At 38.7% G+C, this 13,381-nt stretch carries 10 protein-coding genes; 2 read left to right on the top strand and 8 right to left on the bottom strand.

Annotation, left to right across the window (positions count from 1 at the left end; all coding sequences use genetic code 11):
- Positions 1-75: 75 nt before the first annotated feature.
- Positions 76-1,497 carry a DUF2157 domain-containing protein gene (locus tag V7L12_RS21265; RefSeq protein ID WP_335087263.1) on the bottom strand — a complete coding sequence of 474 codons (1,422 nt, stop codon included), beginning with the start codon at positions 1,495-1,497 and terminating at the stop codon, positions 76-78.
- A gap of 185 nt (positions 1,498-1,682) precedes the next feature.
- Between V7L12_RS21265 and V7L12_RS21260 the strand changes: the two genes are divergently transcribed.
- Positions 1,683-2,669 (top strand): RsmB/NOP family class I SAM-dependent RNA methyltransferase, encoded by a 987-nt coding sequence (locus V7L12_RS21260; RefSeq protein ID WP_335087262.1) that lies wholly within the window; start codon positions 1,683-1,685, stop codon positions 2,667-2,669.
- A gap of 4 nt (positions 2,670-2,673) precedes the next feature.
- On the opposite strand, the gene V7L12_RS21255 is transcribed toward V7L12_RS21260, so the two are convergent.
- From V7L12_RS21255 to V7L12_RS21225, 7 genes are all read right to left on the bottom strand, one after another.
- On the bottom strand, positions 2,674-4,182 hold the full coding sequence (locus V7L12_RS21255; RefSeq protein ID WP_335087260.1) for a radical SAM/SPASM domain-containing protein: 1,509 nt from the start codon (positions 4,180-4,182) through the stop codon (positions 2,674-2,676).
- Positions 4,175-5,800, bottom strand: a complete 1,626-nt coding sequence (locus V7L12_RS21250) for a tetratricopeptide repeat protein (protein ID WP_335087258.1) — start codon at positions 5,798-5,800, stop codon at positions 4,175-4,177. The genes V7L12_RS21255 and V7L12_RS21250 overlap by 8 nt, the downstream gene beginning before the upstream one ends.
- Positions 5,801-5,833: 33 nt before the next feature.
- A complete protein-coding gene (locus V7L12_RS21245) occupies positions 5,834-6,967 on the bottom strand; it encodes an NACHT domain-containing protein (protein WP_335087256.1) in 1,134 nt (377 codons plus the stop codon).
- Positions 6,968-7,018: 51 nt separating this feature from the next.
- Positions 7,019-8,674 (bottom strand): hypothetical protein, encoded by a 1,656-nt coding sequence (locus V7L12_RS21240; RefSeq protein ID WP_335087254.1) that lies wholly within the window; start codon positions 8,672-8,674, stop codon positions 7,019-7,021.
- A gap of 25 nt (positions 8,675-8,699) precedes the next feature.
- Positions 8,700-9,590, bottom strand: coding sequence for a trypsin-like peptidase domain-containing protein (locus tag V7L12_RS21235; protein ID WP_335087253.1), 891 nt, complete (start codon positions 9,588-9,590; stop codon positions 8,700-8,702).
- Position 9,591: 1 nt separating this feature from the next.
- Positions 9,592-9,933, bottom strand: a complete 342-nt coding sequence (locus tag V7L12_RS21230; protein WP_335087251.1) for a CU044_2847 family protein — start codon at positions 9,931-9,933, stop codon at positions 9,592-9,594.
- A gap of 996 nt (positions 9,934-10,929) precedes the next feature.
- Positions 10,930-11,175, bottom strand: coding sequence for a hypothetical protein (locus V7L12_RS21225; RefSeq protein WP_334819024.1), 246 nt, complete (start codon positions 11,173-11,175; stop codon positions 10,930-10,932).
- 229 nt (positions 11,176-11,404) lie between these two features.
- Here V7L12_RS21225 and V7L12_RS21220 point away from each other — a divergent pair, with 229 nt between their 5' ends.
- A complete protein-coding gene (locus V7L12_RS21220; RefSeq protein WP_335087249.1) occupies positions 11,405-13,381 on the top strand; it encodes an AMP-dependent synthetase/ligase in 1,977 nt (658 codons plus the stop codon).

The raw sequence follows: 13,381 nt of genomic DNA, 5'->3' as shown, positions 1-13,381 counted from the left end.
CAGAGATTTTGATGATCGGCAGATTTCTGAATTCTGTTAGCGGATAGCTAGGGTTTAGCCCATTCTGAATTTGCCCTACTTTTTACTTGTAGAGCTAGAGCCACCAGTTAGGCGGCGTTCAAACCAGAGTCCAGCACTAATTAAAGCAGAACCGCACAGGACATAGACCAGCGACTTAAAAAGTAAGTCGGTGTCGTACTCCTGCACGCGACTGATAATTTGCAGTGTTACTAACAGCATACCGCCCCAAAAGGAGCTTCTGTTGCTTAATTTCAATCCTTCTTGAATTAGTCCCCAGGCTAATGTTGCAAGAAGTACATTGAAAATAAAAATGCCAAGTTCATCAATCCGACTGATAGTTTGATGCCAAAAAGGTACTATTGCAATAAAGACAAGAAATGTACTAATGACAGCAGTTGTAAAAATCACCTCGCGGCGGGGAGGGTTATTTCTTTGGCGCAGTAGAAACAACCATTGCAATACCGCCAAGCCACTGAGAATCCCTAAATCGATGATCGGCAGAGACTCGAATAAGTTTGTCAAATTCGTTGGCTGATTATAACTATAATCTGGAGATTCCCAGACCCAACGAAAAGACAGAACGTAAAAGACAATGCCGAAGCATACCAACGCTAAATTACGCGCTAGAGATTGAAACAATCTGTAATTTATGGTTGGAAACAGTAAATCATCATAACTCCAGAATAATGCAGGTGGGAGTGCAAAAGCAAAAGATGCCACCCAAGGGGCTATATCAGCATAATTCAGCAGTGGCAGAGGATTAAGGTTAGCTTGTAAGGAACTAGCAAAAACAAAGGCTGCTAGACCAAAAATCCAACGGGATCGACATAAGTAAGCTAAAGGTACAAATACCAGCCATGCCAACAAAGGCAGATGCTGCACTACTAGCCGCGACCAAGTTAACTCACCTGAAGCGTACCATAAGTCTTCTAGTCCAGTCCAGTAGCCGATTTCTACGAGGACAATTGATAGAATTCCTAAAGAATTTAAGCACAAACTGAAAGCCATGACCACAACACCGAATCCCCAAGCGAGAAACAGTTGGGAAGCAGAACCTGCAATATTGAACATCTGGGCCATCAGCAGTAAATTTGCACCGAAGATGAAGGCGCTTAAAATTAACAACCCCTCTCCTAGTAGGCGTTTGCTTCGTTCTGGCTTCTTTCCTTCAGGTGGTCTCCAGCTGTAAAATCCAGTGATGGCGATCGCAAAAAACAAACTCATCATTAGAATAAATTTGATTTCTCGCGATCCTCCCTGCCAGTTTCCTGATACAAAGGTAATTATGCCTAAGCATAAAAGTATGCTACCGATAGCGATCGCGATCGCTTTATTGCGATCGCGTGCAGCAGCTTCCAGGTTTTTAAATTGATAACGTTCTGCTATCTGCTCATACTGCGAAGAACTAATTAATCCTTCATCCCTCCATAATTGTGCTTCTTTGCGTAATTTTTGCGGAAAACTATCTAAGAACATGACCTTCTCCGGTGCAGTGGGGTAGCTTGGCCATTGCGATCCCAATGGCGGTCATTATATTTTGAGTATGAAGCCAAAAGCCTTAATTACATTGTTCTTGTGTAACAGTTTGATTTTGATTCAGATACAACGTACTAATTCGTAATTCGTAATTCGTAATTCGTAATTGATAATTCATCATCTTCATGGAAAAACCTTCTAATTTATTACTTAAAGTCTCGCGGCGTTTGTTCACTCATCTAGATGAGCAAGAAAAATTTATCGAGGCTTTAATGAATCCTCAACCTTTTTCACCTAGTATTCTTTGGTGTCAAGAAAAGCCAGATATTTCACCTTTGGCAGTGGAAACACCAATCTCTTGGCAACCACAATTTATAGACCGCTTATCTCTGGGAGAAAAACCTGGTCAGCATCCCTTGCATGAAAAAGGATATTTCTATTGTTTAGATTTTTCTTCGGTGTTTGCAGCTACTACTTTGTTAGCTATTCCTGAGTCAGTGCGTTTAGTTTTTGATATGTGTGCTGCACCAGGAGGTAAAAGTATCTTCGCTTGGAGAGCTTTAAAACCTGAATTACTCATCAGTAATGAAGTAATTGGCAAACGTCTAGGAATGCTAATTTCTAATTTGAAGCGTTGCCAGATTAGCCCTAGTGCAGTGGTTAATCGAGATTCGAGCATATTTGCCGAAATGTTTCCTGGCTCTAGCAATCTAGTAATAGTAGATGCTCCGTGTACTGGGCAATCTTTACTTGCTAAAGGTGAAAAAGCACCTGGATGTTTTCACCCAACTGCTATTAATAAGAGTGCAAATCGGCAAAAGCGTATTATAGCTAATTCTGCTAAAATTGTTTCACCGCAAGGCTATCTTGCTTATATGACTTGCACATATTCACCTGAAGAAAATGAGCAAGTTTGTGAATGGTTTTTAGAACGGTTTCCCAAGTTTGAAGCGATAAAAATTAGTAATTTAGCCAAATATCAATCGCATTTAACTATGATGCCTTGTTATCGGATATTTCCTCAAGATAGGTTAGGTGCTGGTGCATTTACAGTCCTATTTAAAAATACTAATGAGGATGAAGATGAGCCTAAAGAAATGGATTTAAATACAATTTCTTCACTGTACATCTACCAAAATCTTAAAAAGTCAAGTTATATCATGTCCGTATAATTAGTTATGACTTAGTTGGGGAACTATATTTAATTAGGCGTAACGCTTCTAATCTGAGAGCTTCAGGATAAAGAGCTTTGTAAATATTGCAATTTGGAGATTGAATATCGTAACGACCTGTAGCTTTAAACGTTGCCAGAGAACAACCACCTGTACACCAATATTTCCACTCACATGTACGACAGCCTTCTTTTTCTTCAACTGACAAATTCTGAATACCGGTTTTATCTTGTCGCACAAGAGTTAAAGGATCTTGAGTTTTAGATGAAGATATAGTTTTATGTAGCTGCATCTGGCATTTAGCAATTTGCCCTTTGTAATCAAATACGAGATAGCTTTGCCCAACTCCACAAGTTCGTTTATGAGGAGATGCTAAATTAGCACGATCAATCAATGAACCTAGTAAGCTTCGATTAGGTAATTTCAATTCGATAACTTTGAAAGCTGCCAACATTCCCTCAATTAGCCGAAATTCTTCTAGTTGCAAGTCTTCATAAGAAGCTGACAGTTCGTTTTCTCGATAGAAATTTAAACTAAAGGGTAGATTATATTCTAAGATCCATTCCAGAAGATCGGGTAATCCTTCTGCATTACGCCCACTAACTGTGATGGAAATATCTGGTATTAAACCATTTTGCAAGGCAATCTTAATACCTCGTTCAACATCTTCAAACGATCCCTTTCCGCTTGCATAAGAACGTTGGATGTTGTGGAAATTTGATAATCCATCTAGTGAAATCATTAGACGCAGATTCAAGATTTGTAGCATCTCAATAATCTCAGGCGTAATCAATGTTCCATTACTGAGAACTACTCCATCTAATATAATGTCTCTTTCTGTGCTAAGGAATTGAGCGTACAAATGGAGATCCTTAATTAAAGGAGAGCAGAGTAATGCTTCTCCTCCTGCATATTTCAGTTTGACGCGGTGGTAATTATTTAAGGTTGCAGAGCGAAATGTAGATTCAATAGCTGCTTTACCTATATCTATTGACATATCCTTTGCTATATGCGGAAGGTAGCAGTAATCGCATCTTAAGTTACAACGATCGGTGATATGCAACCATGCTGTTAAAGTTTCTGGTATTTCATTTAAGTTAAATGATGAATAATTATTCGGTGCAATTAAACGTGCTTGATATAATTCCTGAATGGCTACCTGTAAGTCTATTGGGTCAATGTCAGGATGCTCTATTGCAATATCATCTAATTTCTGAGGATTTGTAAATTGTTCGAGTAAAAATATCGCTGATTGATTCAGAACTGCTACTTTATGATAAGTACCATAACAGATAGAATAAGTATCATCTAAATTCATCATCTGCGAGTTAGGAACTCTCACAAACTCTGTGTCCAATATCCCCAGAGAGAATCGGATATCTGAGCTTAATTCTGCTAAAGGGGATAAGTCACAGGCACAATCCCCTCCATCACAGTCGCATTGCCCAGTTGGTACGTAGGTAGAATTAAGAGAAACTAAAATTTGGGGCCGATCAATTTTTTTACTAAGCATGAGAAGATGGCTGTTTTGTGGCACGTATTCTAGTCAGGAACATTTGTTGATCGCACCATTCCTTGAGAGCTTTATGATCTTTCCACTGAGATTTTAGTTGTTGAATCAGAGTTTTAGAAAGTTCTATAGGCAACCGTTCAATTTTCTTTTGGAGCAGATTTAGCTCATGTTTGATCGAATACGGCCCGAAACCTCCATGTTGAAAGATTTGGGGTATTCCTTGAGCATATTTACTGAAAGCAAAGTTGTAGTTAGCTTGTTGAAATGCAACATCACCTTCTATCCGTAACATGCGGCCAAAGTATAGTGTATGGATATTTTGATATGATTGAAAGCGATCGCTAAGTTCTTGTGCATAATCAGAAATATGCTGGTAGGCTTTTGCATAATAATCAAACTCTGCTTTACCTACTAAGCTATCGATGGCATACCGCATGTCATTGTACTCTAAACTAGTCTGATAAGAGCGATCATTGAGTTTTAAAGCTTGGTCTTGTAGCGTGCGATCGCCTGTTTGAAACCCAAGGTGCCAATAGACACTAGCAATTTGGTGCAAAATTCCAGGTAATTCCTCTTCAAGTCCGTATTTCTCTGCCAGTTTCAGGCTTTTTTCTAAAGCATTTTGAGCAAGACTTAGCACATTGAGATCCCACTGCACCTGTGTCACATCCCAAACAGCTTCATTTACTACCTCAGCACTAAACCACTGATTTAAGCCTAACTGAAAGTATGCCCTACACAATATTTGATTATCGTTTTCTTCATTGTCACAACGGCTTAACGCTCGTTCAAGTAGTTGTTTAGCTTTAACATAATTACCATTATCTACCAAAATAGTAGCAGAGGCAATTTCGGCGTTGGCTATTTCGCGTTCACTCTCAACACTCGACCACATATCAATAGCAGCCTTAAAACACTGTTCAGCCTTTACGTAATCTTTTTGTTGTCCGTACAAAAATCCCAAGTTATTCTGAATGCTAGCCATAACTTGAGTTAAGCCTTTGTCAGGAGTATCAATTTCCATAGCAGCCTCCCAACCTAGTTTGTAATATTTCTCAGCTTCCTGAAAGTTGTTGAGTTGTCGATGCAGATAACCAACTAGGTTAGCTACAGCAGGAATAGCGTATGATAGCTTTTTGCCTTGAACTAAGGATAAACACTCTTGTTGATATTTTAAAGCTTCTGCATAAAGGTGTAACTTAGTATTTAGCATTCCCAAGACATTGTAAATATCTGCTTGATGAGAAGAATTAGAAGATTGATCGGATAGCATTCCCTCCAGCTTTACTAGTTCATTTTCTTTTGTCCTCTTATCTTTAAGAGCGTGAACAATCTTTGATTCAAAAATAATCAATTTAAATTTTTGATCGGGATTTAGCTCTGTTTCAAACTGTTTGGCAATCGCCAACAATTGATTTACAAAGCCAAATTTTTTCGATTGGCGGCGTATCCTATCAGTAACTTCGTGCCAATTTTCAAAGCCGATTGTCGGATCGGCATATAAAGCATTCCAAAGCCATCGCGTAGTATTGAATTCTCGCAGTTGCTTAACTTCTTCAATTAGAAACTCGATATTAGCAACTTTATGAGAATCATCAGAGTAACGTTGAACCTCCAATATCCTTTTTTGTGGGCCTAAATCATAATCTTTTTACTCAAAATATTTGGCAGCAATCCGACTATCTCGTTTTCTCCATTCCAAATTAGGGTCAATATCGGCCCATACATATTTCTCAACCAAATCTCGCACAATATCATGTAATGATATTTGAGAACCACCGATTACTGGTTTGATAAAAAAGTAGCTTTGTGCATCAATAAATAATCTTTGAGCATCTTCTGTAGATAGTTCTAATAAATTAGCAATATCAGAGCTATCTAATGGGTAGATACGTGAAAGCAACAGAGTTAACCGATCCATTGATGTCCGAAGCTGTGTAATATGTCGAACCATCTCAGCTTCAAATCCACCAGTTTTTTCTAACCTACTGGGAATAGTTTCTATATCTTCACTCTCTAACCAATCTGGTATTACTTCCCGATAAGCATACTCTACTCCAAATTCAATCATGATCGGGCTACCACCAGAAAGAACTATGATTTTTTTAACTAATTCTTGTCCGAGAGTAAAGTGAAGCTGCTCCTCCTTGCAACGAATGTATATTTGTACATCCTCCTGAGTGAATTCATTTAATTCTAAATAAGTTAATTCTTCTTCTTTGAATGATTTTTCTAGAATTTGATGAGCAATACTAGGGCGACCTGCTAAAATAAATACGGCATTCTCTAATTGATGACATAAATTGCCAATACACTCCCAAACTTGCTCTCGGATCTCTGCTTGTGCTAACTTCTCAACTGTATCAATTAAAAATACCAATCTCTGCTGGCTGGATTTTTGATTAATTTCATCGACCAAGAACTTTTCAAGTTGTCTGCGTTCTTGTTCGTATGCAATTTGACTGAGGCGGTTTTCATCTTCTCGCAGTTGTCGTAACCGGAGCAACCATTCTTTATATGTATAATCGTATAATTGTTTGGCGATTTGAGTGTATAAATCTTCTGCATCTTTAAAAACAGGGATATCGCAATCAATAATTTCACTTGTTCCAATTTGAACTTGGTTTAGACGGGATTTTAATGCATGAAGCAACCAAGTTTTGCCAATTCCACCTCTACCTTCTACTAAAACTACACGCAGTTTATTAGACTCCTGAACAAGGGAAATAATTCGATTTAGATGTTCTGCACGACCAACAAACTCTAATTTATTTAGTTCAGACATAATAGACTCCTATTTAATTGTTGCAAAAATCAGTACACATCTATTACCTAGTTAGTTATTTTGAATGGCTTCATCAAGCTTCTGAATTAAATATCTATAGGGTATGTCATTATATTCATCATTGTGTAGATAGTAATTGACAACAAACTGAAATTCCCAGTCGTTTTCTACTTCAGATTTCAGCGTATAAATAAATTCATGGAATTGCTCTCGATCTGTATTGCGGAATATTCCCAGAGTTTCTTCAACTGTTTTGTCAAAGAAATCATTACGAAGTTCTTGTCGATAAGCCAGACTATTAGGGCCAAAATTGATAAATCCAGCATGTTTTTGAAGACTTTGAAAAAAATACTGCATAGACCAAGTACCCGCAACAGCAGAATTATTCTTTGATTTCAGTTCGTGAATATATTCCCAGCAGATTTGAGCCGCTTCGCTACAAAGCTGTTGAAAGTTATCAGGCGAGGTTTCTCGGAGAAGACCAATAACTAACAGCCGCCGTGTCATTCCATCTTTGATAATCGTTTTATCACGAGTAAAAATAGATGTCTTTGTCAGTTCAGCATTTAATTTAAAACTATCATCACTAAAAGGTAACTTAAATCTCCGAACAGCTTCCTTTAATATCCAAGTCCCATTGAGTATAGGAAATATACTTAATTTTTCAATAGATTCGTATAGATGATTATTTTCTTTTGTCAAGCTTTCTTTAATCTGATCTCTACATTTTTTGAGGTTTTTTTCCCATAATTGGTTGCCATAACTATTTAAAAGCCAACTAACTGTGTAACAACCATCTCGATAAACTTTTAATGCTTCAGCAATTCCTCCTGGATGTCCACCTGTTAAATAGAGTAAGTGTCCTGCGAGTAAAGCAAGACTTTCAGAAGTCATCTCTATAGGCTTAAGATATTTTGTTGCTGTATCCTGAATCACTTCCCAGTTAAAAGGAGAGAGTATTAGTTTAGGAAAAGTCCGATCTAATGGGAGATCGATCAGACAGCGAGCTGCAATCACAACTCGAAGTCTCCGGGAATTATCTTTAAAGAACTGTAATTCTTTCAAACATTTTTCAATTCTCCATGCAAATTCCTTAAAGTCATTAAAAAGTTCATTTAAACGTTGCTTTTGTGGGGCACTGCCATCCAGATCGATTAGCAGCACAATACCTTTTTTGCCCTGTGACTGCCATTTAGCCCAATTTCTATGCAATAATGAGCCTAAACGTTCTCCCCAACTTAAATCATGTCCTTCTGGGATTGTCAAGTTGAGAGAACTTGCTAATCGTTTTTCTAAGTCTTCAATACTTTCATAACTAGACATAGAAGCATAAGCACAACACCATTGTAATTCTTGAAAACGTCCCTGTACCTTTTTGAGAAATTCTGTTTTGCCGTAACCTTCAGGAGCAGTTACCAAACGATAAGGAGGATAATTAATTGTTGTAATCTCATTAATTGCAGCATCTCGATTAGTGAATGGAATATTATCAGGCTTAAGCTCTACAGATTGTCGATTTAGTTGGTTTAACTCTGATTCAGCTTTTTCTATTTCATCAAATTTATCGTCAAGTTGCCTTTGCAATATATTTTTATCTACATCATTAAGCGTCCGTACTATTTGTTTGCTGATACTTTCAATTTCAGTTTTTAAATGAACTATTAACTGCTCTAGATGGTTATTTCGTAAATTTGAAGAATTGTTCATTGCATTTAAATATTAAATTAATGGTTTAATTTATGACACTAAGTTGACTTTCTACTTGCTCAAGTTCTTGTAGGATGGTATTTATTTGGCGTTGAATGATATTGCGATCGCTCGCACTAAGTGTATAGTTAAGTTGATTGTAAGCCGTCTCATAATCACTACTTAGAACGTCAAAGCGTTGTTGCAAAGTTTTGATTTTGAGTTGTTGAACTCTGCTAGGAATAGTCTGGGTATGTGCATTTGACGAAATCGACAAGCCGATTTCATCCCATGCTTCAATCAATACATCCGCAGGAATCATGAAAGCAGTTTTGATATCTTCTCGCCGCTTCTCTGCTGCTACTGCCATCCCAACTACTCCTACAAGGGTTTCATCCCATATAGGCGCACCACTAAAACCTGGCTCTACCCTGTAGCCAGTTACCTTACTATCTTCCAGTTGCACCCATCCCTTACCTTGGCCGTCTCGCAACACACCTGTGGCCCAAACGCCATCATTATGTCCGTTAGGAAAACCGAATATGCGGAAAGGATGCTGCCAAATATTGCTAGCTCTTATTAGCTGGATAGGTTGGGCTTCTGTAGGCAACTCCCCTTCGATTTGCAACCCGGCAATATCTTCAGGCTCAGAGGTTGATGCATTGCTAATAACGGGTTGCCAAAAAATAACTTTAGCTTTTAGTTGTTGTCCTGATGCAATTAGGGGGAAATCTAAATAAATATCATTACTAGGAGCTTCAACTATATCTTCTGGTAAAGATAGAGCTGAAGTAACAACGTGAGCGCATGTTAGCATGTAATTTCGAGTTCGCCCAGAGACTAAAAAACCTACACCAACTACCACACCATTGGCATGAAAAATCCGGGCGATCGCTGACCTAAAAGTTTGAATATAATTATCTGTATTCGTTACCATACTATGCCTTGTCTTGCTTCCATTTCAAGGTAATTTCGTAGTTGGCTTCACCACTTACAGAAGTAAAAATTGCACCCACTGCTGCATTTAACTTAATACCAAACTTAACCTCTACCTCACTAGCAGGTGTATTAAGCTGACTCAATTTGGTGATAATTGCTGAAGCGACAGGTTGTATTTGATCTAATACATCCTCAAATTTATTTTTAGCTTCAACTACCATTTGCCCTGTGTCTGGTCTAGCAACACGTACAAGAGCATTGCTATTTTCTAGCTCATCAACTTCAGCTAAAAACTTCGTGCCATCTTTGAGAGAAAACTCTGCGATCTGTTTCTGATTCATAGTAAAACCTGTTATTTGTAACTAATAGTTTAATGTGTTGACCATCAAAAAAGTTGGCACGAAATATTGTAATCTTATTTAATTTAATGGTTAACTCGTTAAATACTTCTCTAGCAATTCATTACTTTCTTCTCCCATTTCATTAAGCTTTTGCCAATACTCTCCCCACCTATCATTTATTAATTGACAGCTTACTAGAATCTGTCTCATTAATTTTGCGGGGTTACAAAATCCCCGACTTCTTCAAGAAGCCGAGGAGCTCGTAGCCCTTACCTATCAGAATTAATGACATGAACTCTAGTAATCCATTAAGCTAACTTTGCCTGCTACGTAGTAAGCACTTAAGTGATTAACACAAGGACTAAAGTCCTGACTACAAACTTATCTACCCAGCATAGTTGACTTGATAGCCTACTAAAAGTTTGTGAAGTTTCTAAATAAACTGACAAACTTCTTACTGCTTGGGCATTACAAGTTGCTTGACTGTCATGTAATAGATTTAATAATTGTTATATTAGTTATATATGTAGCTTTAGTTCAATTAGTAATTATACTGACTTAGCTAGAAAATTGCTTGAATCTAACTAAGTAGGCAAGAATAAATTAAGCTATATTACGCAATGTAAATTTAATTAAATTTTCTTATTTAACGCTATGTAAAGCCTGAAAACTTTAATACCTTCTATCAGTACGCGCCTTATGGTTATCAACTAATGCCGTATCCGGCTGGTTTAGTGTTTGATGCTGAAGCAGAACGCTGCAAGTTTCCTAAAGAGCCTGTTACAGAATCTGGTACAGAAACAAGTGTAACCAAGTAAATATGAATATGGACTAGGTTTAGTAATCTTTGCAGGAGTTACGAACAAAAATATCCCCGACTTCTTGAATAAGTCAGGGATCTGAAGCTGTCGAAATTAGAATGAATATGTGTTGAAGAGTTAATTGAATTACTTGGTTGTCGGGAGCACTGAGGAATTTTTATTGACAAACAGTCTATCAATTCGGAGAACACTTGGCACAAAAATCAGGACTGAATTTACAAAATTGGCTACCTGTCAATTGGTAAGCTGTACAATAAGGAAAACTGGTAAGTTCAATTTTGGCTGTTTGTAATTTGGAACCATTTGCCAACGCTTCAGTAAGTTTGGTTTTATCAGCCAAAAGGATAGCTAAAATTTTAGGTAACGCTATGCAAGCAGCAATATTGAGCAGCGTTAGCATTATGGCGTCGATAAAATTCATAGGTAATCATCTCCTGTGAAACATAGGCGATTGCTGTTCTTAGATGCAAACACAATCATTGCTTGCACTCTATGTAAATTAACTTTAACATAAATTTTTGTAAATATAAACGTGGAATTCCTGGAATTATCATACACAGAAGGGTATGTGGATAATAAGGCTGGATATTGTAGCGTAATAACAAAATAAGCTGGAAAACGATCAGTTTAAAATCTTTAAGTAAGGTGTTATGTCAACAACCCAAACCGCGTCTTCTTTTTTATCTAACATCAGTGAGCGAGAACGGCAGGCATTAAAGCGGTTGGTAGATTACACAAATGTGGAATCGCTACCAGAAATTTGGCCTTTGGCAGCTCAACGATTTGGTGATGTTGTCGCCCTGCGTAATCCTCACGCTAAACCAGAAGTAGTGATTACTTATACCCAGTTGGCAGAGCAAATGCAACTATTTGCTGCTGGGTTACAGGCGTTGGGAGTAAAGGTAGGCGATCGCATTTCCCTAATTGCTGACAATAGTCCTCGGTGGTTTATTGCCGATCAAGGCATAATGACTGCTGGAGGCGTTGATGCGGTGCGTAGTGCCCAAGCTGATAAAGAAGAACTGCTGTTTATCATCGCTAATAGCGGCAGTACAGCGATCGTAGTAGAGGATTTAAAAACACTTAAAAAACTACAAGACCGCCTCAAAGATTTACCAATTCAAGTGGTAATCTTACTTTCCGATGAAGCACCACCAACAGACGCAACCTTAAAGGTGCTGAACTTTTCGCAGTTACTCGAAGTTGGGAAAAGTCATAATTTTGTGCCAGTCAAGCAAAATCGTGACGCTCTGGCAACTCTAATTTACACCTCTGGCACCACAGGTAAACCCAAGGGTGTAATGCTGTCTTATAACAATTTGATGCACCAAGTAACAACATTTGGGACAGTATTGCAACCAAACGCTGGCGATATTGTTCTCAGTATCCTACCTTCGTGGCACAGCTACGAACGAACCGTTGAATACTACCTACTATCTCAAGGTTGCACCCAAGTTTATACGAATTTGCGCTCCGTAAAAGGGGATTTGAGACAATTTAAACCCAACTACATGGTGGGTGTACCCCGCCTGTGGGAATCGATTTATGAAGGAGTGCAAAAGCAGTTTCGGGAACAACCAGGGAACAAGCAACGCCTAATTAACTCTTTATTGGGTATTAGCGAGAAATATATCAAAGCGCGGCGAGTTGCTCAAGGGTTGAGTTTAAATAATCTTCATGCCTCAACCGTCGAACGATTAGCAGCTAAAATACAAGCATCAGCTTTATTGCCCCTCCATGCCTTGGGAGAACGACTGGTTTATGCCAAAGTTCGGGAAGCCACAGGAGGACAAGTTAAGCAGATGATTAGCGGTGGTGGTGCGCTTCCCAGACACATAGATAATTTCTTTGAAATTATTGGTGTGCAGATTTTGCAAGGCTATGGCTTGACAGAAACTTCTCCTGTCACCCACGTGCGGCGTCCTTGGCGGAATTTGATTGGTGCATCAGGGCTACCACTTCCGGCTACAGAAGCTAAAATCGTCGATCCTGAGACAAAAGCGCCTTTACCAATAGAGAAGCGAGGCTTAGTATTGTTGAGAGGCCCGCAGATTATGCAAGGCTATTACCAAAATCCCGAAGCGACAGCGAAAGCAATTGACGCTGAAGGTTGGTTTGATAGTGGCGATTTGGGTTGGCTGACACCACAAGACGACTTAGTGCTGACTGGCAGGGCTAAAGATACGATTGTATTAACTAACGGGGAAAACATCGAGCCACAGCCGATCGAAGATGTGTGTTTGCGATCGCCATACATCGATCAAATTATGCTCATCGGTCAAGATCAGCGCAGCCTGGGAGCCTTAATTGTCCCCAATGTCGAAGCCTTAGAAAAATGGGCAGCAAGTCAGAATCTAACGCTGGATACGCCCAACGATCAAGTGACTTCCTCAGATAGTCAAAAAATTGACTTCGAGAGTAGAATGATCCAGGATTTATTTCGCCAAGAATTAAATCGGGAAGTCCAAAATCGTCCAGGCTATCGGCCGGATGACCGCATCGGAACGTTTAAACTCATCCTGGAACCGTTTTCCATCGAAAATGGCTTGATGACACAAACACTAAAAGTTCGCCGACATGTCGTCACGGAACGCTATCGCGATATTATTGACGGCATGTTTGCCTGA

The sequence above is a fragment of the Nostoc sp. genome (assembly GCF_036918245.1).
Lineage (GTDB): Bacteria > Cyanobacteriota > Cyanobacteriia > Cyanobacteriales > Nostocaceae > Nostoc.
This window is presented reverse-complemented; position numbering and strand designations above follow the sequence as displayed.